Raw genomic sequence first — 23180 nt, forward strand, 5'->3', positions numbered from 1 at the left:
CCCCCTTGGCTCAGGCTCGTTTCGCAGCCGATGGCGCGCGTGCGGCCGGCCGCTGGATGTCGTCGACCTTGAGGACCGCGGCTGTCGCTGCGCGAATCTGACGACAGAACTCCGCGTCATCGATCAGCGACACGCCATAGGACGGGATGATCTTCTTCAGCTTCGGCAGCCAGGCGCTCGCCGTCAGCTCGCGGGCGAAGCACTTCTCCAGCACGCTGATGGCGATGAATGCCGCGGTGGAGGCGCCCGGCGAGGCGCCGAGCAAGGCCACCAGCGAATGATCGTCCGCGCCGACGAGCTCGGTCCCGAACTCGAGCAGCCCACCCCGCTTGACGTCGGGCTTGATGATCTGGACGCGCTGGCCCGCGACCTGCAATCGCCAGTCCTTCGGGTCGGCCTTCGGAAAATATTCGTCGAGCGCCGCAAGACGATGGCTCTCGGACTGCAGCACCTGCCCGACCAGATATTCGGTGAGATCGAAATTGTCGCGCGCCACCGAAAGCAGCGGCTTGACGTTGGCAGGACGAATAGATTCGAACAGGTCGAGCAGCGAGCCATGCTTGAGGAACTTGCTCGAGAAGCCCGCATAGGGGCCGAACAGCAGCGAGTGCTGACCGCCGATCACGCGCGTATCGAGATGCGGCACGGACATCGGCGGCGAGCCGACCGCGGCCTTGCCGTAGACCTTGGCATGGTGACGTTTGTTGATCTCCGGATCGTCGCAGCGCAGCCAGATTCCGCTGACGGGAAAACCGCCATAGCCGCGCCCCTCCGGGATGCCGGATTTCTCCAGCAGCGGCAGCGCACCGCCGCCGGCTCCGATGAAGACGAATTTTGCGCGGACCGAGCGGGTCTCGCCGCTCGCGGTGTCCCGCACTCCGACGCGCCACCGGCCGCCCTGCTCCCGGTCAAGACCGGTGACGCAGCTGTTGTAGTGGACCGCGCAGCCTGGCTGGCTGACGAGATGACCAACCAGCAGATGCGTCAACGAGCCGTAATCGACGTCGGTGCCGGTGATGATGCGCGTTGCGGCAACCGGTTCGTCGCCGCTCCTTCCGTCCATCACCAGCGGCGCCCATTCGGCAATCTGCCTCGGATCCTCGGTATGTTCCATGCCCTCATAGCAATGATGGGCCGACATCGCCTTGAACCGCTTGCCGAGGAACGCGACGTTCTCCGCACCGTGCACGAAGCTCATATGCGGCACCGGATGGATGAAGGCGCACGGATCCGCAATCGCCCCCTTGTCGATCAGGTAGGACCAGAGCTGCCGGGAGAGGTCGAACTCGACGTTGACCTGGAGCGCCTTGGAGATGTCGATACTGCCGTCGGGCCGCTGCGGCGTGTAGTTCATCTCGCAGTTCGCCGCATGTCCGGTACCGGCATTGTTCCAGGAGTCGGAGCTTTCCAGCGCGCAATCCGCCAAAACCTCGAACGCCTGGATCGAGAGAGACGGCTCCAGCTCCTTGAGGAGGACGCCGAGCGTGGCGCTCATGATGCCTGCGCCGATGAGGACAACGTCGATTTCGCGGTCGGAGGTTGCTTGCATGGTCGTTTCTCTTCGTTGAGCGTTGCTGTTCTGGATTGCGCGATTCTGGATTGCTCGATCAGGCCCCGACCGATTGCCGCGCTTTGGCGCGGAACGGCACAACGGCTCCCGGTCGCAGGATCAAATAGGCACGGCGCCAGGACGAATCGTCCGTCAGTTTCCAGCTGTGTCCCGAGCCCACGGTGTCTTCGGCAAGCAGGATGTTGCCGGGATGAAGCAGGAAGTGATGGCCGTCACGGGTCTGGAAATCGAGCGTTCCGCTCAGCGTGATCACCAGCTGGCGGATCGGCGCGGTGTGCCAGGCGAAAGCCCCGCCCGATTCGGTTTCCTGGAACGAGACGCTGGCGACATCGATCTTGCCAGTCAGCAAGTCGCCACGCTGGCCCGGCTCAAGCTCAATGACGCCTTCCTCGAAATGCGAGTTGTTGTCCTGTCCGGTCCATAGGCGCACACAACGGATCATGGTTTCTGTCCTTGCTGTTATTGCATTGCTTGCGGAGTGGTCGTCGGGCGGAACGGCACCACGGCATCCGGTTCGAGCGGCGTGTAGAGGCGGCGCCACGGCTCCTCGTCCAACATGGTCCAATTGTGGCCCGCTCCGCTGACATCTTCCGTGAACAGGACGTCGCCCGGATGAAGCACGAAGCTTCCGTCCGATGTCTCGAACCGCAGCGTGCCGCTCAGGGACATGACGAGCTGCCGCACGGCATCCGGATGCCATCCGAGTTTCGGATCCACATCCGTCTCGTGGAACGACGCGGCGCCGACCTGAAGCTTCGCGCTGAGTGCGTCGCCCCTGGCTCCGCGCTCGAGCTCGATGACACCTTCCTCGAAGTGCGACTTGCCGTCCGCACCCGTCCAAAGTTTGACGCACCGGATCATCGCGTCGGCTCCTTCAGCCGGCCTTCGCGCCGATTGCGAGCGGCACCTTGATCTCGGCAACATAGGGTTTGACCATCTTGGCGGGATCCACGATGCGGTCGAACTCCGGCTCGGTCACGAAACCGAGCTTCAGCGCCGCCGACTTCAGGGTGAGGTCATTGTCCATCGCGTAATGCGCGATCCGCGACGCCTTGTCGTAGCCGATCACCGGCGCCAGCGCGGTCACAAGCATCAGCGACCTGTCGACATACTCCTTGATCTTCTTGCGGTTCGGTTCGGTGCCCTCGACGAGGAAGGTGCGGAAGTTCGTGCAACCGTCGGTGAGAATGGTGACGGACTGCGCGATGTTGTGGATGATCAGCGGCTTGTAGACGTTCATTTCCAGGTAGCCGCCGGCTCCGCCGAACCCGACGGCGACGTCGTTCGCCATCACCTGCACGGCAATCATCGTCAGCGCTTCCGCCTGCGTCGGATTGACCTTGCCCGGCATGATCGAGGAACCCGGCTCGTTCTCGGGGATCAGCAATTCGGCGAAGCCCGCGCGCGGACCGCAGGACATCAGACGGATGTCATTGGCGATCTTGTAGAGCGAGCCGGCGAGCGTGCGGAGAGTGCCGGACAGCTGCACCAACGCATCGTGCGCGCCCTGCACGGCGAACTTGTTCGGCGCGCTGACGAAGGGCAGTCCCGTCAGCCGTGCGATTTCGGCAGCAACGGCCTCGGCGAAGCCCGGGGCCGCATTGATCCCGGTGCCGACCGCCGTGCCGCCCAATGCGAGCCGGAACACGCCCTTGAGCGCGTCGTCGATACGCGCCAGATCGTCGGCGAGCATGCCCGCGTAACCGGACCACTCCTGTCCCAGCGTCAGCGGGGTCGCATCCTGCATGTGGGTTCGGCCGATCTTGACGACGTCGTCCCACTGGTCCGCCTTTCCAGCGATCGCGTCATGCAGTGCCTCGACCGCCGGCACGAGACGCTGCGTCACGTTCATGGCGGCCGCGATGTACATGGCCGACGGAAAGCTGTCGTTCGACGACTGCGACATGTTGACGTGATCGTTCGGGTGGACCGGGTGCTTGCTCCCGAGCGGCGTGCCTGCGAGCTGGCAGCATCGGTTCGAGATCACCTCGTTCACGTTCATGTTGAACTGCGTTCCGCTGCCCGTCATCCAGACGTGAAGCGGAAACATGTCCTGATGCTGGCCGGCGAGTATCTCGTCGCAGACATGGACGATCAGCTTGTGGATCTTGCCATCCAGACGCCCGCCGGCACAATTTGCGTTCGCAGCCGCTTTCTTCAGGATCGCGTAGGACTGGATCATCTCACGCGGCATCAGGTCCTTGCCGATGCTGAAATGCTCCAGCGAGCGCTGCGTCTGGGCACCCCAGAGCTTGTCAGCGGCAACGTCGACTTCGCCCAGGCTGTCTGTCTCTTTACGGAGATCGTTCATCCTTGCCTCTCGTGGCAGTTGGTGTCGGAAGGGCCATCTCGGCACTGCGGGAAAGCTTATGGTCCGCACGGCACGCGGGCTTCCGTGAACGAACGTCCTTTTGCGCAATGGCATGGTGGGCGCTTCGCGCATCGATGAGCGCGGGGCTGTCACGGGTGCAAAAAGTTCCGATCGACGACCGAGCGTCAGCGCGGCCGGCGGCAGAGCCAGAGAACGCACACCGACGACGCGATCGGCAGGGCAAGGCTCCACGCGCCCAACCACCTCGTCACGCAACCGCTGATGGCGGCTCCCAACAGGAACATCAGGCAAAGCAGGAGCATGGTTCCGGCGCCGCGTGCCGCATCACGATCGGACGTCGCAACGGACTGGTCGATGGCGCGGAGCATGTTGCCGGTGACGGTCATGGAGAGATACTTCCAGCGCTCGACCTGCCTGAAGCTGGCCGACTGCAGCGCGACACCAAAGGAGATTCCGGGGATCGCGACCATATCCGGAACGCGATGAAGCAATAGCATCATTGCTGCCAGGCAGGCGATCTCTCCGGCGAGGCAGAGCAGCGGCGCCCGGATGCGGATCGCGATCGACGCGCCGAGGAGAAAGGCGGCAATCGGAAGCAGATGGTGGACCGCCTGCTGCCATTGGCCGGACATGGCGTAGACGCCGAGGAACACGACATTGCCGGTTTGCGAACTTGCAAACACGCCGCCGAGCGAGAGCCAGGTAAAGGCGTCGAGAAAGCCACCGGACATGCTCAGGAGAGATGCGACGAGAAGCGACCGCTCCGGAGCGTAGATGCCGACAGACGCCTCGACTTCCAGCTCTGGAGACACGGCCTGGATCGCCATATTCGTCCGCCCGTGAGATCAGCCGCCGGCGCGTCGCGCGGCCTCTTCAGGCAGCAGGACGCGGCGCGGGTGCGTGAATACGCCGTATCCGTCATCGCGGGCGATCGCGAGCAGCGTAATCCCCGCCTCGTCCGCAGTCCGGATTGCGAGTGCGGTCGGCGCGGAAACGGCCACGATGACCGGTGCGCCGATCATGGCCGCCTTCTGCACCATCTCGACCGAAACGCGGCTCGTCAGCAGCACGGCGCCATCGCAAGCCGATCTCCCCTCGCGAACGAGCGAACCGGCGAGCTTGTCGAGCGCATTGTGCCGGCCGACATCCTCCCTGACCGGGCCGATGCCGGTGCGAGGATGCCAGAACGCCGCCGCGTGGACCGACCGCGTCTGCTGATTCAGGATCTGGAGGGGAGACAGCGCCTGCATGGCGCCCAGCAAGTCCCGCGCGTGAAAGGCGTGGCTCCGGCTCGCCACCCGCGACGGCGCGCGGCGTGCCTGCTCGAGGCTCTCGATGCCGCATAGCCCGCATCCGACGGGGCCGCTGATGGCCCGGCGCCGCGCCGCCAGCGATGCCGCGCGGTCGCCATCGAGCCACATCCGCACCTCGATGCCGAGCTCGTTCGGGACCAGCTCGATGCTGCTGATCTCGTTCACGCGGTCGACGATGGCCTCGGTGAGGCTGAAACCGATCCCGAAATCTTCCAGATCGGCCGGCGTCCCCATCATCACGGCATGGGTCGACCCATTATACGTGAGCGCGATGGCGGTCTCCTCGGCGACCAATCGCGAAGCCGATTTGGTCTGACCGCCGCGCCAGGCAATTTCCCAATGCCGCGTGAATGTCGATCCCGTCATCATGGCTCACACTGTCGCCGGCTGGGCCGAATGGCGCGAAGCACGGCTCCTGAGCGCGATCCCGAAAGCGATGAATCCCCATCCCTGGAAGATCAGGTCGACGACCAGCATCGCACCGAGCAGCCACAGGCCGATGGCGGGCCAGCTCGCGATCAGCAGGACGCCGACGCAGAAGGTCAGAACGCCGGCAGCCGCGATCCAGCGCCAGCCCGCGGCCGGCCGCATATGGAAGCCGGCCCAGATCCGTATCGCCCCGGCGACGACCAGGAAGGCGCACACCACGAGGGACAGCGTGAACGAGGCCAGGATCGGGTCGTAGAGGATGATGACGCCCGCGGCTCCATAGACGATCCCCGCGAGCAGCCAAAACAGGAATCCACGGAGGCCGCGCACCGAAAAGGCATGCACGATCTGGAAAATGCCGGCGGCCGCCATGGTGGCGCCGATGACCAGCACGGAAGCGAGGCTCGCCGCCATCAGATTTGCGGATGCAACACCGCCGAGGATCAGTTCACCGACCCCCAGCGCAACGAACCAGCCCCATTTTCCGGTGATCGCGTGGATGGCCTTACCGAGCGAGGTCTTCGAGTTCGATATATCAGTCATGGCTTGACCCTTGTTCGCAGACCGGTCCGCCGGTCATGAATGGGCGCAAGCGTACAAAGATCGGCCCTGGGCCATCTTTCGAGGACGCAGCGATATTATTTCATCCGCACGATGCGGATCGTCGCGAGAGAAGCGGGCAATGGACGGGCGCGTAGCCGACAGACCCGCCCAGCAGCGAGCCCGGCGGCAGGCGTCACGGCACGATCCACGACTAACGCGGGACGTTCACGACGGTCCTGGTCCCATCGGGTCCGACGGAAACATCGACCGTTCCGTGCAGATGCGCGGCGAGCGTCTCGACGATGGATCGGTCTTCTTCCCGATACCGGCTCTCGTCGAATGGGCCATTGTCCGTGATGCAGCACGCGATCGACGTTGCCGTCCCCCGCACTTCGAGATGAATGGCGCCTGCCCCGCCATGGGCGACGTGGCGCGCCGCATTGGTGATCGCTTCGAAGACGATCATCCCCAACAGCCAGCAGCGCTCGGAGTTGATCTTCAGCGGGTGCAGCAGAAGTGAGAGCGCAATCCCCTCGCCTTCGAGGCTCGAGCGGCTGATCGACCGGCACAATTGCTGAAGATAGGCCGCGAGATCGACGGTGGTGGTGAACTGCGGCATTTGCAGCGCGCGGTAAAGCCGCGCGTGACTTTCCAGCCTGTCCTGCACGGAAGCGAGGGCAGCCCTCGCTTCCGCGCCGTCGCAGCGGTTGGCCGCCTTCGACACCAGATCGATCACCGAGGCAAGCTCGTCATCGATCCGATGCGCGAAATCGCGCAAAAGCAGGCGCTCCGCCCTTACGTCGCCATCCGGCAGGAGGTCCGAGAGGCTGCTCATCCTTCACCCGCTTCCCGGCCGAACGGCATGCGCTGCACTTACGAATTCGGACCGCTGCGGCCGGTCTCGTACAGGAACCAGACGCGCCGTTCCGTCTCGTCAATCCAGTTTTCCAGGAGGCTTGCGGTGGCGATATCGCCATATTCGTCGCAGAGCTCGTGGACCCGGCGCATTTCCCGCGTCAGCTGCTGATTGTCGCTGCGCAGCTCGGCCAGCATGTCCTGCGGATCGACATAGTCGGCGTCGTTGTCGAGAATGCGCTGCTCGCGTGCGATCTGGCCGATCGAGCGCAGCGTCGTTCCGCCGATCTTGCGCGCGCGCTCGGCGATGTCGTCGGTCATCGCGAAGATCTGGTCGGCCTGCTCGTCGAGCAGGAGGTGGTAGTCGCGAAAGTGGCGGCCCGATACGTGCCAGTGGAAGTTCTTGGTCTTCAGGTAGAGCGCGAAAACGTCGGCCAGCAGCGCCCTCAGCGCGGCTGGAACGTCCCGGTTCGCGTTGGCTCCGAGGTCCGTCGGGCTTTGGATATCTGCTTTGGTCATGGTCGGCATCCTTGTTGGAGGTTGAAAAATCCTAGCCGCCCGGCGCGCAAGCGGTCTTTCCGGCCCGCAGGAGCATTTTTGGATCGCACGCCTGCGACGGGCGCCTGCCGGCACGCTGGCCGCGTTCACTCCGCTCGTGTCATCCTGTCCCGCAGCGGCAGAAGCGCCATCGTCCCGAATACGCCATCGCGGCGGATCAATGCGTGGAACAGCCCCGCCGCCAGATGCAGCAGCACGAGGGCAAAGAACGCGAAGCCCAGATAGGCGTGGGCATTCCACAGCAGCGTGTGCACGCCGTCGCTCTGCGGCAGCAGCGGGGGAATTTGAATCCCGCCATACAGGACGACCGGATAGGCCGCGGCCCAGAGCATGCCGAGGCCGAGCACCGGCAAGACGATCATGAGACCATACAGGAGCTGGTGCGACAATCTCGCTCCGAGCTTCATGGTTCCCGGGAGATCGGCCGGCAATGGCGGCGCGCCGTAATACAGCCGCAACGCCAGCCTGATCAGGACGAGGACCAGCAGCGTGACGCCGAGCGTCTTGTGGAGCAGGATGAGCGGCAGATATTTCGGCGCGATGGTGGCGACCATCCCGGCGCCAATGAAAAGCATGGCCAGGATGCAAACCGCCATCAGCCAGTGCAGGAGCCGCTGGATCAGGGCAAAACGATGCGGAGCGGTGGTCATGGCTTGGCGGCCTCGGTTCGCGGATAATCCTTGGCCTCGGCAGCGCGCAGATCGTAGGACCTGCGGTAGACCGATGAGCGTGCAGCCGGGAACGGATCGTCCGATACCCGGATTCCCTGCGGCAGGACGGCCGGATCGAAGTTGATGTCGCGGCACGGCCCATCCCGCTCCGGCTCGATCCGCTGCACGATCAGCGTTCCGACCTGCACGGTGCGACGGGTCTCCGGCCACGGCTTGCTCGGGTCCGCGGTCGGATCGCCCGGATCGGCCACGGTCGTGACCATGGTCCATCGTAGCGGCCCGGCGCTCCGGACCCGTTCCGTGATCTCCTGCTCGAGAAAATCCGGACCGCGCTTTTCGAGGTCGGCCTGCGAGATCGGAACCGGTCGTGCCGAGGGCAGCAGCGACCATCGCACCGTGTGGTCGCCGCCCTTCGCATCCGTGAACACGAAGCTGTTGAGGCCGTGATAAGGCTCTTCCGCATAACTGCCGGTCCAGGGCGCCGTCTTGGCCCAGGCCGCGAAGGGACCGAATTCCGGATTTGCCTGGATGAACGCCTTCATCGCCTCCGGATCCTTCTTGCCGGATGCGATCAGCAGGTCGTGAAACGCCTGCGGCGTCGAAACTGCGAAGAACGGCGGGTTGATCATCGCCATCCGCCACGCCTCGCCATCCGCTGCCGTGATCTGCAATCCCATGCCGCGCACGCGCACGGTCGCATCGACCGCGTTCGGATCGGCGGTGCCGAGATTGAAACGGCCCAAGGCTGGATACCGACCCTGCTCGAACACCTTGGCCCGGGAGAGTTCCACGCCGTTTCCGTTCGCCTCGAACGTCCCGGTGAAGCAGATTCCCTTGGCATGATTTCGCCGGTGCCCGAGCGGCACGCCGCTTGGAGGCGTCAATGCTGCGATCATCCGCGCCGGGGTCAGGCGCTCGGGTGAGAGCCACCCTGCCGTATATGCGAACGCAGCGGCGCCACCGCCGAGGACGGCTGCAATCATGACGAGCGATCCAAGACCCGAGCGCGATGGCTTGCCTGGCAGATTCATTCGGTCTCCTCGCGCGCCCCGCGACCGCCTGGCGACCGGATACGCGCAGCCCCATTGTCGAGTAACGAGAGGTCGTTTTAGCGGGCCGCCGCGGCTGCGATCTTCTCAAACTCACGGCCAATTTCGCGAAGGCACGCCAGCTTCTGCCCGGCCTTCCTGGCTCGAGCCCTGGCCGGAGGCTCATACGACCCCGCTTCGGGCGTTCTGGAAATCTTTCGTGCGTTTTGAAAATCACACATCACGCTCGAAAGACCCGCCTTGCGGCGGGTCCTATGTCAGAGGCTCTCTCGCGAGGGCAGCGGCCCGAACACCAGACGATGGACCGCATCGCAACGTCGTTGCCCACTCTCGCGAAGGTCGCGCGCGCGATTGGGAATCCAATGAGCAAAGTGATCATTCTCACAGGAGCTGCAAACCGCATCGGACGGAGCACCTGCAAGGAACTGGTACGGGCGGGTCACACGGTCTACGTTTCAATGCGGAAAGCGGATGGCCCCAATGTGCACGGCCTCGATGAGGCCGGAGCAGAGACCGGCAACGACGGCGTCGGTCTTCGTCCCATCGAGTTCGACGTCTCCTCGGAAGCCTCCGTGAATTCGGCCATCGAAGCCATCATCGCCGAAGAAGGCCGCCTCGACGTCGTCGTGCACAATGCACGGCAGATCGTTTACGGACCGACCGAGGCCTTTACGCCGGAGCAGCTCGCCGAGCTCTACGATACCAACGTGCTGAACGCGCAGCGCCTCAATCGCGCGGCATTGCCACAATTGCGCAAGCAGGGCCAGGGGCTGCTGATATGGATCACGTCGAGCAGTGCGCGTGGCGGCTCCGTACCCTTCCTCGGCGCCTATGCCTCGTCAAAAGCCGCCATCGACGCGCTCGCGCTCGGTTATGCCGGCGAGCTCGCGCGTTGGGGCGTTGAGACAACCATCGTTGTTCCCAGCGCGCTCGGGCCCGGCCATTACCTTCGCTCCGGCCGGCCAGTGGACACCGCTCGGGCCGAGGAATATGCGGATGGCCCGACCGCCGACGTCAGCGAAATTGCGCTCTCAGGACTTGCGCAGCTTTCGCCGAGGGATCGAGCCCCGCAAGAGGTCGCGAGCGCCGTAGCCGATGTCGTGAACATGCCATTCGGCCAGCGCCCTCTGCGAGTTCATTTCGATCCGGATGACGACGGGGCCGCAGCCGTCGACGCCGTCGCCGACCACGCACGCGCGGAACTGCTCCGCCTGATCGGGCTGGAAGACATTCTCAAGCCGGCGTCCATTGGATAGGATCAAGTTCCGCAACCACCGCAATCGAGGTTTATTCCCCGAAAGATCGGAATATCTGTTGGAGTCCCCGTCCCAATATAGACGAAAGTGATTTGCCTCCCGCGGCGGTGATCCTTTACCCCGATACTGTCGAATGTTACCTTTGGCGCTGCCACTACGTTCATGCGTCTTGGTGCGCTTCCAAGTCATAGAACGTGACGCGTCGGTTGTCGGGTTGATATTCCCAAATGGCTCCCCGCTGGCAAAGCGACAATGCAACGGCCGCTGCCGGCCTCTCCACCCAAGAGACCTCCGCCCAAGAGGTCTTCGTCTTTGGGCCATTTCGCATGGACGCCTTGCAGAGGCGGATTGAACGGGATGGCAGCCCGGTCCAGCTCTCGGCTCGCGCATTTGACATCCTGCTGACCCTGATCCGGCAGGCCGGCAGCGTCGTCAGCAAGAGCGATCTGATGGCCAGGGCATGGCCGGACTCCAGCGTCGACGAGAACAGCCTGCGGGTTCATATCGCAGCACTGCGCAAGGCGCTCGGGGACGGCAATGACGGAGCCAAATATCTGAGCACGGTCTCCGGACAGGGCTACTGCTTCGTCGGTTCGATCTCCGGCCCGGAACAGCAGCGATCTGAGCCGCCCGAACCGGCTTACGTCCACAACCTGCCGGCGCCTCCCCGGCAGATGGTGGGACGCGAGCAAGCCATCCAGGACATATCGGAAAGACTGAGAGTCCAACGCTTCGTCACGGTCGTCGGTCCCGGCGGCATCGGCAAGACCACGGTCGTCGTTTCCGCCGGCCATGCCCTGCTCGCGGAATTCGCCGGTCAAGTCCATTTTGTCGGTCTCGGCGAGACCGACAACGCCGCTCTGGTGCCAGCGATCGTCGCATCTTCACTTGGGCGCCGGACCCGATCGAATGATCCTACCAACAGTCTTGCGGCATTCCTGCGCGACCGGCGCATGCTGCTCATTCTGGACTGCTGCGAACATGTCATCGAAGCCGCCGCGGCGCTGGCCGAACGGCTCTACCAGGCAGCACCGGAGCTGCACATCGTGGCCACGAGCCGGGAGTTGCTGCGCGTCGAAGGCGAGTACACATACCGTCTCCCGCCGCTGCCGAGCCCGCCGGACAAGGCCGTTCTGACCGCCGCGAGCGCGCTCGCCTATCCCTCCGTGAAACTCTTCGTGGAGCGTGCGGCCGCAGGAGGCGGCGAGTTCGCGCTGACGGATACGAACGCCTCGGACGTCGGCAATCTCTGCCGTCGGCTCGACGGCATCCCGCTTGCAATCGAGCTCACCGCCGGCCGTGTGGGCGCCTACGGCGCGAGAGCGATGATCCAACTCCTCGACCAGCACCTCAATTTGCTGTGGGAGGGACGACGCACCGCACTGCCCCGACACCGGACGCTGCGTGCGACCATCGAATGGAGCTACAATCTTCTATCCGAGCCGGAACGCGTGATTCTCGGCCGGCTGTCGGTGTTCGTCGGCAGCATGACCCTGGACGCCGCCCGGTCGATTGCCGCGGCCGGGGAGGACGACGACACGATCCTGGCGATCATCGACAGCCTCGTCGCCAAGTCGATGCTTGCGCTGAACGCCGGCTCGCAACCGACCCGCTACCGGCTTGCGGACGCGACCCGGGCCTATGCGCAGGAGAAACTTGCCGCCAGCGCGGATGCCGGCGCGACAGCGCGACGCCACGCCTGCTACTTTCTCGGTCTCCTTGAAAAGATGGCTGACGAATCGGGGCGAGACTTTTCGGCGGCCGCCGAGGAATTCGGCAACGTGCGCGCCGCACTGACGTGGTGCTTCTCGGATCAGGGGGACCGCAGAACCGGCGTGGCGCTCGCTGCAGCATCAATACCGTTGTTCTTCAAGCTGTCGCTCCTGGCGGAATGCGAGCTCTGGGTCACCCGCGCGATCGAAGCACGCGATGACACGAATGAAAGCATCAAGCACGGTCTCGCACTCCACGCCGCCCTAGGGGCTGCCCGGATGCTCACGGGACAGCTGGACGAACTGGGCGCCAATCACCTCAACCGGGCGCTCGAACTAGCGGAAAAGATCGGCGACGTCCCCGGGCAGATCCGTTTGATTGACCAGTTGCATCTCCTGCAATTGTTCGTCGGCAAGTATGACGACGCACTGGGCACCGCCAAGCGCGGCGAAGCCATTGCCCTCGCCAGCAACGATTCCGTTGCGGTGGCGCGCATGCGCGTAATGCTCAGCATCTCCTGCCAGTATCTCGGCAGGTTTGTTGCCTCTCGCTCCTATATCGAAGCGGCATTGCAGCATCCGGGCCTGGAGCGGGACGTCCATGGCGGCCTCACCCTCGAATATCCCAAGCGCGCTCAGATCACCCTTGCTCGCGTCCTCTGGCTTCAGGGACATCCCGATCAGGCCAAGCAAATGGTGCGCCGGGCCATCTCGGATGTCATCGCAGTGAACCACCCGATCATGTTCTGCAGAGCGCTGCCATGGGCATTCGGCGTCTTCTTCTGGAATGGCGAGCTGGAGGATTGCGAAGAGCATGTTGACAGGTTCGTCGTGGAGGCTCGAAGGCACAACCTCGCCATCCTCCAGATGGTCGGCGAGGCCATGAAGGGGATTACGCTGCTGGCCCGGAGCGAGACCGATATCGGGCTCGTTATGCTGAAAGGCGCGATCGAGAAGCTGCAGAGCCAGCGTTTCGGTACGGTGCCAGGGTTTCGCATGCCGCTCGCCGAAGCCCTGGCGGCGATGGATCGCGGCGATGAAGCCCTGGACACCATTGAGCTGGGGATTGCCCAGGCCCGGCATTGCAACCTCATGATGAACATGCCCGACATGTTGCGGGCGCGCGCGGAAGTGCTGATGCGCAAGAGCAATCCGGATCTTTCGCAAGCGGAGCAGAGCTTCGTGCAGTCGCTTGAGCTGGCCCGACGTCAGGGGGCGCTCGGATATCAGCTGCATGCGGCGATCGGTCTTGCAACGCTATGGCAGCGGCAGGGCCGCCGCAGAGAAGCACAGGACATGCTTGCGTCAATCTATGGTCGGTTCACCGAGGGATTCAATACGCCCCGCCTGACGGCGGCCAGGGAGCTGCTCGCCAAATTGGGGGCGCCGCCTTCGAGCTCGCTCGCCGCGAGTTGACGGCTCCGTGGCAGGCGCGACCGATTTGTCCGGGTTGGATCCGATGTCGGGCTCCGTGTCGAAGCCGATCGCGCCGCCGATATTCTCGACATGCCGTGCACTCCCGATAGAAGGGCGCGGAGTGGAAAGATAAGTTCGAGGCGCCATGGCATCCTGGGCCGGCAACGAGGCGCCGAAGCCATTCGTGCCTGTTTTCTGCGGCGAAGGGGCTCGACGAGCAGTTTTCCGGAACGTTCCGGAGCACGGGGGATGCGGCGCTCGCCGAGGCCGCAACGGCATCCGATTGCATGGATCGGATGCGCCCCCGGGGCATCGGCTGCGACACCGCAGCGCGACTCTACGAGGTCGAAAGCTGCGCCATCATGGCTCTGGCGCGCCTCAGATCGGCGGTCTCAAAACCTTCGGTGAACTTTCCGTACACGGAATTGAGAACATGGCGCGCATCGGCGGGACGGCTCTGACTCGTCCTCAATCGCGCCAGACTGATCGCCGTCCTCAACTCCCAGAACAGCGCCCCCTGGCCACGCGCCACCTCGGACGCCCTGGCAAAGGCCTGCTCGGCGGCGATGGCGGAGCGGTGTTCGCCGGGATGCAGCAGCAATTCGCCTTTGATGCGCCAGAGTTCGGCCTCGTACCACCGCTCGTCCCTCGCCTCGCATCGCGCAAGCGCCTCGTCGACGGTCGCAAGCCCCAGCGACACCTCGCCAGCCTCTCCGAGGCATACCGCCAACTCGCCGAGCGGAAGCAGGAAACGCGGCAGGAAACGCGCCTCGCCCGCCAGTTCGAGCGCCTTGCGCAGCAGCGGCAACCCGACGGCAACGTCGCCGCTTCGCGCCATCACGACGCCTCTGAAGGCGCGCGCCCACACGTTCCACAGGCGGATCGGATGACGTTCCGTGTGCTCGATCAGCATCGTGCAATAGCGTTCCGCCGCCTCGAGATCACCGGCCAGCAGAGCGATCGGGCAAGCGCCCTGGCCCAGTACGCTGCAGAATGTCAGGGCGTGGCCGCTCGCACGGCCCTCCTCGACGTTGCGCTCGACGACGCTCAATGCCTGATCGCCCAACCCGAGCAGCCACAGGATGCGCGCCTGGAAGTAGCGCGCCGAGGCCCGCAGGTCGAACCGGAAACGGATGACCTGCGGCTTCGCCGTCAGATCCGAAAGACGAGACAGGGTCCGCCCAATGTGATGATGCGCCAGCCGCTGGTCACCGAGAAAATGCAGCGTGGTGGCGAGGAGCCGGTCGGCCATCATCCGGTCGACGGAATTGCTGGAATCGGCCACGACTTCCGCGAAGCGGTGCGCGAATTCGAGCGCCCTGCGGAACTCGCCATTGTTGAACTGATCAATGCACAGCCCCCAGAGCGCACGCAGCAAATAGTCGTTGTCACCGAGCTGCTCGGCAAGCTGCAGGGTCGCGGTCCAGGCGGGACCGGCCTCGCGAGCGCGTCCGACGCCGTACATCAGCGACCAGCCTCGGGCGGCCGACAATTGCATGCGGAGCCGCAACGCGCCTGCGGCGGTGTCGTCAAGGCTTGCCAATGCAAGTTCAGTCCGCTCGCGGCATTCTGCGAGGAGTGACAATTGCACCCATAGCGGCACTGCCGCAGCGGTCAACGCCACTCCTATCTGCGCGTCTCCGCGCGGCGAGAAGGCCCAATCGAGGCAGGTTCGCACATTGTCGATGTGGCGGCCGTAGACGGCAAGCCACTCCGTCTGCGGCTTCATTTCGCTATCGGCCTCGGCACGGGCAAAGAACCCGCAATAGTACCTCGCCTGGCGTCTGGCCGCGTCGGGAAGTTCGCCGCTGGCCTGCAGCTTTTCCAGCGCATAAGCGCGCGTGGTATCCTGCAGGCGATAGTGGGGGCGGTCGCCGCGTATGTCCGCAAGGACGAGCGACTTGGCCACCAGATTGGCAAGCTGGCCGGTGACATCGCTCGCGCCCTCGCCGGCGACGGCGGTCACTGCATCGAGCAGAAACTCTCCGGCAAAGATGCCGAGCTGCCGCAGAAGCCGGGCCTCGGCCTCCGGCAGCAGGTCGTAGCTCCAGTCGAGCGTGGCACGAAGCGTCTGTTGCCTGGGCAACGCCGTACGCCGGCCGGTCGTCAGAAACTTGAATCTGTCGTCGAGAAGTGCCGCAATCTTCGGCGGACTGAGCATCACCGCGCGCGCCGCCGCGAACTCGATCGCGAGTGGAATGCCATCCAGCCGCCGGCAGATGGCGGCGACCGCGTCGAGGTTTTCCGCGTCAGGCGCGAAGTTGGAGCCCAGCGCCTTCGCCCTGGTCGTAAACAATTCCATGGCCGTATACGCCGATGCGATGTCGGGCTCGAGCCGGGCGTCGGGCGGCACGACCAGGGGAAGAACGCGATAGACGTGTTCACCATCAATGCGCAGCGCTTCGCGGCTTGTCGCTATGATGGTCGTCCCCGGACAGCGGTTGACGATCGTCTCGGCCAGCTGGGCCGCGGTATCAACGACATGCTCGCAATTGTCGAAAATGAGCAACAATTGCCTGGCGCCGATCGCACGCGCGACAGATTCCGGCGAGATCTCCTCCCCTTCGAGTTTGATGCCGAGCATGCCGGCGACGGCCGAGCAAACGAGCTTGGGATCGGACAACGAGGCCAGTTCGACCAGCAATCGATCGGCCGCAAAGCCGGCCGGCGGCGTTCTGGCGGCTTGGAGCGCAAGCGCTGTCTTGCCGATCCCGCCAGGGCCGACGAGGCTCACGACGCGATAGGCCGACAGCAGCTTCCACAAATGCGCGATCGCGGTGGTGCGGCCGATGAGATCGAATGATGCGCTGGGAATGTTGGTCGACGGCAGCAACGCGGGTGCGGCAGATTGTAGCGGAGCGTCCACCTGCCGGATTTGCCATGATCCCAACAGGCGATAACCGCGGCCGACCGTGGTTGCCAGCATGTCGCGATCCGGACCAAAGGCCTTCCGGATCGCCGCAATATGTACCCGAAGTGCACTCTCCTCGACAAAGACGCCGCGCCAGACTCGCTCCGTCAGGTCATCCTTGGTGACCAGCTGGCCCTCGGCCTGGGCCAATTCCGCAAGAATCTCAAAGGCTCGCCCGCCGAGGGGAACGGACTCTCCCATCGAGCGAAATTCTCGCCTGGCAAGATCGATTTCCCATTCCGCGCACGCGTAGACCGGACGCTGGCCTGGCTCAACCATCATTGGGATTGCCCCAAGCGGTACCTGAGTTCGTCTCAAGCTTAGCACCAACCCTTTCGAAAAACACAGCTTCCCCGGACGCGAGGACCGCCGGAGACCGAACGCTCCTATCGCGCTACTTGCATTTCAGCAGCCGCGACAGATGGACCCTTCCAGCATCTTCTCGAGCTTGGCGTCGTCCTTGTCGATGCTCGGGTAAGTGCCGAGCAACGGTCCCGTCATCGCGTGACCGCCAGTTTCGGACGCCGGCAGCGCGGTGCCGAGCGAGTTCGTTCCGGGCGTGGCGGCGCTGGTCCCGAGCTCGCCGCCGCTTGCCATCGACATGTGCGATCCCATGCCGCCGCGGGCAGATGCGGCGCCCGAAAGCGCAATGCAGGCGGCGACGCAGAGAAACGAGGACAGTCTCATGACTCACACTCCACAGGTTGTATTGCCTGAACCCAGAGCTGGGCGCCCTGCGCATTTTTGACCACGCACGATCGCGCGAGCGATTCTGACAAAATTGACAGTGGGATTGCCGATCGGCGTGCCCATATAGCCTGTAGAGAAAATAATCCCGGAAGCGCCACCAGCCGAGCAGCGATCATCGCCAAGCGACTCTCCGCACCGAACAAGCAATGGAGAATCGCTATGAGTGCATTCAAGATCCTGATCGCCGCAGCGCTGGTCTCAACGGCAACAATATCCTCCGCTTCCGCGTCCTGGTCTTTCGCCGATCAGGAGCCCGCCGCATTTGCATCAATGTATCCCGATCGCGACGTGCTGAATGGCGGCGCGCTGACGCCGGCGGGACGAATGGGCCTCGAGCGCCCCGGCGGCGCCGCTCCCGTGTTCGCCGCAGGCCATATTCACAACCGCCACTGGCAACGATGACCAAGTGCTACGAACGACCATCATGCATCCTGTCAGGTGCAGGCCATGCCGCCCGTGACCTCGTACCGAGTGCGACCGCCCCGCGCAGCGCACCCCGCGGGCTCGAAATGAATTCGGTCCCATAGGCCGCAAAGGCCTTCCCGGAGCAAGGACGAGACCCGCGCAAGGCGCCGCCGGCCGGCGCCCCCGTGATCCGCTTTCCCTCCGCCCGCAATTGCGAAACTTAACGGTGCTTCAGCATCTGTAACCGCGCCTGCCGCAGGGCGCCGGCTATACTCCCGAGGCCGACTGTCGCTTTTGCTTGTCCGGCAACCCGCAGCATCACGGAGGCATTGCTTGATCACGAGCAGAAGTGACATTTCGATTTCGGGCATTGCACGACGCTTGATTGGCATCACAAGGCTTCGCATAACGAGGCGTCGCATAACAAGGCTTGGCATCACAAGGCTTGGCATCGCCACCGCCGTGCTGGCGGCCGGCACGGCCGGCAGCTCCGCGCAACCGCAATACGATCCCGGTGCGAGCAGCACCGAGATCAAGATCGGCAACATCATGCCGTATAGCGGCCCGGCATCAGCTTACGGCATCATCGGCAAGACGATGAGCGCCTACTTTCGCATGGTCAACGACAATGGCGGCATCAACGGCCGGAAGATCAACTTCATCTCGTATGACGATGCGTACAGTCCGTCCAGGGCGGTCGAGCAGGCACGACGGCTCGTCGAGGACGACGAAGTGCTCGCGATCTTCGCGCCATTCGGCACCGCGAGCAACGCCGCCATTCAGAAATACATGAACAATCGGCATGTGCCGCAATTGTTTGTCATAACGGGAGCGTCGCGTTGGGCCGATCCCGTGCATTTTCCGTGGACCATTGGCTGGCAACCGAGTTACCGGACCGAGGCACGCATCTATGCGGATTATATCCTGGCGCACCATCCGGGCGCCAAGATCGGCGTTCTCTACCAGAATGACGATTTCGGGCGCGACTATCTCCTCGGATTGCAGGATGCCCTCCAGGACAAGTACGCCGAGACGGTCATTACCAGCCAGCCCTATGAGATCAGCACGCCGACGATCGAGTCGCAGATCGTTGCCATCAAGGCCGCCGCTCCCGACATATTCATCAATGTCGCCACGCCGAAATTCGCAGCTCAAGCGATCAGGAAGCTCGGCGAACTGGACTGGCATCCCATCCATATCATCACCAACGTCTCGGTCTCGGTTGGCGCGGTGCTCAGGCCCGCCGGACTGGACAACGCAAAGGGAATTCTGAGCGCCGGCTATCAGATGGACGTGACCGATCCGCAGTGGGACAGCCATCCGGGCATGCAGCGCTTTCGCGCGTTCATGGCGAAATATTATCCGGACGCGGATCGATCGGAGAGCGGCCCGTTGATGGCGTTCAACATGTCGAGCGCGCTGGTGGAAGTGATACGGCGCTGCGGCGACGAACTCACGCGCGAAAGAATCATGAAGGTGGCGACGGATCTCGATATCGAGACTGCCGCCTACATTCCCGGTGTTCGGATAAAGACATCGCCAACGGACTTTCGCCCGATCGAGCATCTGAAGATGATGCGCTTCACCGGCGAGAGGTGGGAATGGTTTGGCCCGCTGCTGGACGGACATGCGGACCAGACGATGCCTTCGTCCGACTAGCGCGCCGAACAGCGCAGGCCGCGACTTCGTGCAAAGACGAAAATGATCGTTCAAATGATACTGCCGATCCGGCGCACGCATGCACATGTCAGGCAAGCGAGCCGAGGCGTTCCCGGCGTCGCTTCATCAAGGAGACGTTCTATGACGACACTGAAGCTCTTGTCCGCCGGACTGATGGTTGCAGCCATGATTGCCTCTCCCGCGATGGCTCGCGAAGGCAACGCGAAGCGGACCAATGTCGACGCTTATGCGTCGGCTCAGCGCGTGCCGGTCACCTCCAAGCGCAGCTGCGTTCGCGCTCCCGACGTCGGCGCATACGCATCCGACCCGTGGCGCCGGCCCCCCTGCGAGCCCACGTCCGGCTATTGAGCACGCGAGCCGAAGGAAGCCCCGTCGGCGCAAGACAACCGCTGGCGCTGAGCTGAAGGAGTTCATCTCGGCGCCTCGGGGCCGTCTGTCGCACGGACGGAAGAATGGCGGCACTGCATGAAGCCGCTGTTCTTCCGGCCCGCCACATTTCAGTGGAGACCTTCCGCAGCAGGCGACAGGGTGCCTTGCCCCCTACCGGTCGTGCGGCCCGTTCCGCTCTCCCATTTTGGCACTCCTGATCGCGTCACGAATTCGTGTATCGAACCGCGAGCATTGCGGGCGCTTGCGTCGCGCATGGCGGACAGCCGTCTACGGAGAAGGTCGTCTTGACACGCCAACGGCCTCGCCTGTAGGACACCAAGGCATATTCACGCTTTTCAATATCTTGCCAGGGGGCGGTGATCTTCGGGTGGGCTCTCGCTTTCCCGACATCACGGCATTGAATCTGATCCACGGACCCCGATGTCTTCGCCGGCTGATCGAACTTACACTTTCGGAAACTGGCTCATCGACTGCCAGCATAGAGAGCTGAGGCACGACAACGTCACGGTGCCGATCGGAAGCCGCGCATTCGAGATTCTCGAGAAGTTGGCAGGCTCTGCCGGTCTCCTGGTGACCAAGGATGAATTGATCGGGAGCGTCTGGTCAGGCCTGGCCGTCGAGGACAACACGCTCCAGGTCCATATCTCCGCCGTCCGCAAGGCGCTCGGCAAGGATCGCGATCTCCTCAAGACGATCTCGGGACGTGGCTATACGCTCGCCGGAAGCTGGCGAAGCGGGCATCTGGATCAGCCTGCAGCCGCCGCACCGGTATCCGTTCCGGCCGCGTCGTCCTTTTCGAGCAATCTGCCCAACACCCGCGCGCCTCTCATCGGTCGCGAGGATTGCCTGCACGAGTTGGCCGACGTGCTGTCCGCATATCGGACAGTGACTCTCGTCGGCCCCGGCGGCATCGGCAAGACGAAGCTGGCAATCGAACTCGCGCGGCGCGTCGCGCCGTCGTTCAACGATTCGGTCGCGCTGGTCGAGCTCGCGACTCTGCAGGATCCGGCGCTCGCAACATCCGCAACCGGCCGTGCCCTCAGGCTTGCCCTGAGCGACAAGGACGTCTCGGCGGCAAGCATTGCCCAGGCCATCGGCTCGCGCCGCTTGCTTCTTGTGCTGGACAATTGCGAACACGTCATCGATGCCGCGGCACAGATCGCCAGTGCCGTGCTGCGCTATTGTCCGAATGTCACCGTTCTTGCAACCAGCCGGGAAGGCCTCCGCATCGACGGCGAATATGTTGCGGCGATCCCGCCGCTGTCGGTGCCCCACCCCGACATCCATGACCCCGATTATCTTCTCCGGGAAAGCGCAGTGCAGCTGTTCGTCGCACGCACGAGGGCGTTGCGCGCAGGCTTCGCTCCCGGCGCGCACGACCTGCTGAAGATAGCCGCCATCTGTCGCCGGCTCGACGGGATCCCGCTCGCGTTGGAATTTGCCGCTGCCCGGGCCGCGAACCTCGGGGTCGACACCGTATTGCTTCGCCTGGACCATCGTTTCGAGCTGCTGAGCGGCGGCCGCCGCGACCAGCTGCCGCGACATCAGACCCTGCGGGCAACACTGGACTGGAGCTACGATCTGTTGCCGCCGACGGAGCAGAGGCTGCTGTGCCGGCTTGCGGTGTTTCCGGCCGGCTTCACGCTCGATGCGGCCATCGCAATGATGGACGACGACTCGTCCCGGTCGGACGTCATCGAAACACTGTTCAATCTGGTTGGAAAATCGCTCGTCTCGCTGGACCCGTCCTTTGAGGGGCGATGGCGCCTCCTCGAGACCACCCGCGCTTATGCCCTGGAGAAGCTGGCGGAAGCAGGCCTCGTCGAGCAAGCGGCGAGACGGCACGCGAGCTTCCTCAGGCAACTCGTCGCGCCGCTCGGCGACGCCACTCCCGCGTCCGACGATATCTCTCGTCTTGCCCAAGAGATCGGAAACGTGCATGCGGCGCTCGACTGGGCCTTCGCACCCGATGGCGATGCCGCGCTCGGGATCGAGCTGACGGCCGGCTTTGTTCCGGTATGGATGCAGTTGCTGTCTTTCATGGAGTGCTCGAGCCGGATCGAGCACGCTCTCGCGCATTTCAGCCCTGAGCTGACCTGCGACCCGAGGCTCAAGGCGCACCTCTATGTCGCTTTGGGGTTCGCGCTGCTCAACACGACCGGCTCGGCGGACCGCATGAAGGCGGCCCTCAACATCGGGCTTGTGCTCGCCGAAGAGCTGTCCGATCTCGAGCTTCAGCTCAGGGCCGTTTGGACGCTGTGGAGCCACAATCTCAACTCGGGTCAATATGACGCGGCCAAGCACGTCGGAGAGCGATACCTCGAGATCGCCTTGCGCACGGGAAATCCCGCCAACGAGACCGTAGGCCGTCGCCTGATCGGCGCGGCGACCCATTTTTACGGAGCGCAGGAGGATGCAAGGCGCGAATTGACCCTGTCCCTGGACCATTCGGCTCACGGATTGAAGGACGGTGCGAACCAGATGTGGTTCCTGCTGAACCAGAGCGTTCTGGCCAAAGCCATGTTGGCGCGCGTCCTGCTGCTACAGGGACAGATCGCCCAGAGCAGATCCCTGGCCGCCGAGTGCCTCCAGGAGGCGCAGCGCGAGAAGGACAAGCTTGCGATCGCTTACGCGCTGCGGAACGCCGTCTGCCCGATTGCGCTGATGACGCATGATCTCGCCGCTGCCGATGAGGCGATATCGTCTCTTCTCGAGCTGGTCACGCGCGAGGGCATAGCGTTCTGGGCCAGCTGGACGTCCTGCCTGAAGGGTCAGTTGCTCGTCCTGCAGGGCAAGCATCGCGATGGAGTAGCACTGCTGCGCACCGGGCTGAAAGCGCGAGCCGAGAATGGATGGCTGATGCGCAATCCCGAGTTTATCGGATCGCTTGCCGAGGGCCTGCTCGCGAGCGGCGAGATTGCGCAGGCCCTCACCGCCGTGGAAGATGCCCTGACTATTTCCCGGCAGGGCAAGCAATTGTGGTGCCTTGCGGATCTGTTGCGGATCAAGGGCGAGATCCTGCTGGCCGGAGACTCGTCCGAGACCTCCCGGTCGGAATTGCTGTTCTCAGAAGGTCTATCCATTGCGAGAGAGCAGCAATGCCGCTTCTACGAGCTGAAGGTCGCGGCGGCCTGGGCGAGGATCATGGCGGCATCCGACCGTCAGCAGACCGCGCTCGACCTCGTCGGTCCGGTCAGCGCTCTGTTCGATCGTGGGGTGGATCTTCCCGCGCTCGCCTTTGCGCGCGGTCTCGCTGCAAGCCCGGGCGCCTCGGTTACGACACACCCCGGCGACCGGCCCGCTTCCTGCACTTGCCACTAGGTCGCTGCCGCCTTCAGCC

General features: G+C 64.0%; 19 protein-coding genes and 1 pseudogene. 7 read left to right on the plus strand and 13 right to left on the minus strand.

Going from position 1 to position 23180, the window contains the following annotated elements; genetic code table 11:
• Positions 1-10 precede the first annotated feature (10 nt).
• From mqo to ACXJMY_RS01945, 11 genes are all read right to left on the minus strand, one after another.
• Entirely contained in the window at positions 11-1585 is a 1575-nt protein-coding gene (gene mqo, locus ACXJMY_RS01895) for a malate dehydrogenase (quinone) (RefSeq protein ID WP_456617822.1), read from the minus strand.
• 22 nt (positions 1586-1607) lie between these two features.
• Positions 1608-2012 (minus strand): hypothetical protein, encoded by a 405-nt coding sequence (locus ACXJMY_RS01900; protein ID WP_456617620.1) that lies wholly within the window; start codon positions 2010-2012, stop codon positions 1608-1610.
• A gap of 17 nt (positions 2013-2029) precedes the next feature.
• Positions 2030-2431, minus strand: a complete 402-nt coding sequence (locus tag ACXJMY_RS01905; protein ID WP_456617621.1) for a hypothetical protein — start codon at positions 2429-2431, stop codon at positions 2030-2032.
• 13 nt (positions 2432-2444) lie between these two features.
• The gene (gene fumC / locus ACXJMY_RS01910) at positions 2445-3881 is read right to left on the minus strand and encodes a class II fumarate hydratase (RefSeq protein WP_456617622.1); all 1437 of its coding nucleotides are present in this window, start codon (positions 3879-3881) and stop codon (positions 2445-2447) included.
• A 185-nt stretch (positions 3882-4066) separates the two neighbouring features.
• Positions 4067-4729 (minus strand): YoaK family protein, encoded by a 663-nt coding sequence (locus ACXJMY_RS01915; protein ID WP_456617623.1) that lies wholly within the window; start codon positions 4727-4729, stop codon positions 4067-4069.
• An 18-nt stretch (positions 4730-4747) separates the two neighbouring features.
• Positions 4748-5584, minus strand: a complete 837-nt coding sequence (gene fdhD / locus ACXJMY_RS01920) for a formate dehydrogenase accessory sulfurtransferase FdhD (protein ID WP_456617624.1) — start codon at positions 5582-5584, stop codon at positions 4748-4750.
• 3 nt (positions 5585-5587) lie between these two features.
• Positions 5588-6187, minus strand: coding sequence for an HdeD family acid-resistance protein (locus ACXJMY_RS01925; RefSeq protein ID WP_456617625.1), 600 nt, complete (start codon positions 6185-6187; stop codon positions 5588-5590).
• Positions 6188-6398: 211 nt separating this feature from the next.
• Positions 6399-7022 carry a histidine kinase dimerization/phosphoacceptor domain -containing protein gene (locus ACXJMY_RS01930; protein ID WP_456617626.1) on the minus strand — a complete coding sequence of 208 codons (624 nt, stop codon included), beginning with the start codon at positions 7020-7022 and terminating at the stop codon, positions 6399-6401.
• 38 nt (positions 7023-7060) lie between these two features.
• Positions 7061-7561, minus strand: a complete 501-nt coding sequence (locus ACXJMY_RS01935; RefSeq protein WP_456617627.1) for a Dps family protein — start codon at positions 7559-7561, stop codon at positions 7061-7063.
• Positions 7562-7686: 125 nt separating this feature from the next.
• Positions 7687-8250, minus strand: a complete 564-nt coding sequence (locus tag ACXJMY_RS01940) for a cytochrome b (RefSeq protein ID WP_456617628.1) — start codon at positions 8248-8250, stop codon at positions 7687-7689.
• Positions 8247-9302, minus strand: a complete 1056-nt coding sequence (locus ACXJMY_RS01945) for a catalase family peroxidase (protein ID WP_456617629.1) — start codon at positions 9300-9302, stop codon at positions 8247-8249. The genes ACXJMY_RS01940 and ACXJMY_RS01945 overlap by 4 nt, the downstream gene beginning before the upstream one ends.
• 380 nt (positions 9303-9682) lie before the next feature.
• Here ACXJMY_RS01945 and ACXJMY_RS01950 point away from each other — a divergent pair, with 380 nt between their 5' ends.
• A complete protein-coding gene (locus tag ACXJMY_RS01950) occupies positions 9683-10576 on the plus strand; it encodes an SDR family NAD(P)-dependent oxidoreductase (protein WP_456617823.1) in 894 nt (297 codons plus the stop codon).
• 227 nt (positions 10577-10803) lie between these two features.
• Entirely contained in the window at positions 10804-13704 is a 2901-nt protein-coding gene (locus ACXJMY_RS01955) for an ATP-binding protein (RefSeq protein ID WP_456617630.1), read from the plus strand.
• A 337-nt stretch (positions 13705-14041) separates the two neighbouring features.
• Here the strand turns inward: ACXJMY_RS01955 and ACXJMY_RS01960 are convergent, their stop codons facing one another.
• Positions 14042-16933: an ATP-binding protein gene (locus ACXJMY_RS01960; protein WP_456617631.1), complete on the minus strand. Its 2892-nt coding sequence runs from the start codon at positions 16931-16933 to the stop codon at positions 14042-14044.
• Between the two features lie 87 nt (positions 16934-17020).
• A complete protein-coding gene (locus ACXJMY_RS01965; protein ID WP_456617632.1) occupies positions 17021-17302 on the minus strand; it encodes a hypothetical protein in 282 nt (93 codons plus the stop codon).
• A gap of 222 nt (positions 17303-17524) precedes the next feature.
• Here ACXJMY_RS01965 and ACXJMY_RS01970 point away from each other — a divergent pair, with 222 nt between their 5' ends.
• The 5 genes and pseudogenes from ACXJMY_RS01970 to ACXJMY_RS01990 all read left to right on the plus strand — a co-directional run bounded on the left by ACXJMY_RS01970 (position 17525) and on the right by ACXJMY_RS01990 (position 23161).
• Positions 17525-17767: a hypothetical protein gene (locus tag ACXJMY_RS01970; RefSeq protein WP_456617633.1), complete on the plus strand. Its 243-nt coding sequence runs from the start codon at positions 17525-17527 to the stop codon at positions 17765-17767.
• Between the two features lie 423 nt (positions 17768-18190).
• Positions 18191-19429, plus strand: a complete 1239-nt coding sequence (locus tag ACXJMY_RS01975) for an ABC transporter substrate-binding protein (RefSeq protein WP_456617824.1) — start codon at positions 18191-18193, stop codon at positions 19427-19429.
• 141 nt (positions 19430-19570) lie between these two features.
• Positions 19571-19798, plus strand: a complete 228-nt coding sequence (locus tag ACXJMY_RS01980; RefSeq protein ID WP_456617634.1) for a hypothetical protein — start codon at positions 19571-19573, stop codon at positions 19796-19798.
• A gap of 462 nt (positions 19799-20260) precedes the next feature.
• Positions 20261-20497: pseudogene (locus ACXJMY_RS01985) on the plus strand (winged helix-turn-helix domain-containing protein); the annotation flags it as partial.
• A 198-nt stretch (positions 20498-20695) separates the two neighbouring features.
• On the plus strand, positions 20696-23161 hold the full coding sequence (locus tag ACXJMY_RS01990; protein WP_456617834.1) for an ATP-binding protein: 2466 nt from the start codon (positions 20696-20698) through the stop codon (positions 23159-23161).
• The last annotated feature ends 19 nt before the right edge of the window (positions 23162-23180 follow it).

It is taken from the genome of Bradyrhizobium sp. P5_C12 (assembly GCF_054049735.1).

Excerpts from the sequence above, each read along its gene's own strand:
- ACXJMY_RS01935 (WP_456617627.1), bottom strand. The coding sequence starts at position 7,561 with ATGACCAAAGCAGATATCCAAAGCCCGACGGACCTCGGAGCCAACGCG.
- ACXJMY_RS01900 (WP_456617620.1), bottom strand. The coding sequence starts at position 2,012 with ATGATCCGTTGTGTGCGCCTATGGACCGGACAGGACAACAACTCGCAT.
- ACXJMY_RS01925 (WP_456617625.1), bottom strand. The coding sequence starts at position 6,187 with ATGACTGATATATCGAACTCGAAGACCTCGCTCGGTAAGGCCATCCAC.
- ACXJMY_RS01940 (WP_456617628.1), bottom strand. The coding sequence starts at position 8,250 with ATGACCACCGCTCCGCATCGTTTTGCCCTGATCCAGCGGCTCCTGCAC.
- fdhD (WP_456617624.1), bottom strand. The coding sequence starts at position 5,584 with ATGATGACGGGATCGACATTCACGCGGCATTGGGAAATTGCCTGGCGC.
- ACXJMY_RS01915 (WP_456617623.1), bottom strand. The coding sequence starts at position 4,729 with ATGGCGATCCAGGCCGTGTCTCCAGAGCTGGAAGTCGAGGCGTCTGTC.
- ACXJMY_RS01955 (WP_456617630.1), top strand. The coding sequence starts at position 10,804 with ATGGCTCCCCGCTGGCAAAGCGACAATGCAACGGCCGCTGCCGGCCTC.
- ACXJMY_RS01950 (WP_456617823.1), top strand. The coding sequence starts at position 9,683 with ATGAGCAAAGTGATCATTCTCACAGGAGCTGCAAACCGCATCGGACGG.
- ACXJMY_RS01905 (WP_456617621.1), bottom strand. The coding sequence starts at position 2,431 with ATGATCCGGTGCGTCAAACTTTGGACGGGTGCGGACGGCAAGTCGCAC.
- ACXJMY_RS01980 (WP_456617634.1), top strand. The coding sequence starts at position 19,571 with ATGACGACACTGAAGCTCTTGTCCGCCGGACTGATGGTTGCAGCCATG.
- ACXJMY_RS01965 (WP_456617632.1), bottom strand. The coding sequence starts at position 17,302 with ATGAGACTGTCCTCGTTTCTCTGCGTCGCCGCCTGCATTGCGCTTTCG.
- fumC (WP_456617622.1), bottom strand. The coding sequence starts at position 3,881 with ATGAACGATCTCCGTAAAGAGACAGACAGCCTGGGCGAAGTCGACGTT.
- ACXJMY_RS01970 (WP_456617633.1), top strand. The coding sequence starts at position 17,525 with ATGAGTGCATTCAAGATCCTGATCGCCGCAGCGCTGGTCTCAACGGCA.
- ACXJMY_RS01930 (WP_456617626.1), bottom strand. The coding sequence starts at position 7,022 with ATGAGCAGCCTCTCGGACCTCCTGCCGGATGGCGACGTAAGGGCGGAG.
- ACXJMY_RS01945 (WP_456617629.1), bottom strand. The coding sequence starts at position 9,302 with ATGAATCTGCCAGGCAAGCCATCGCGCTCGGGTCTTGGATCGCTCGTC.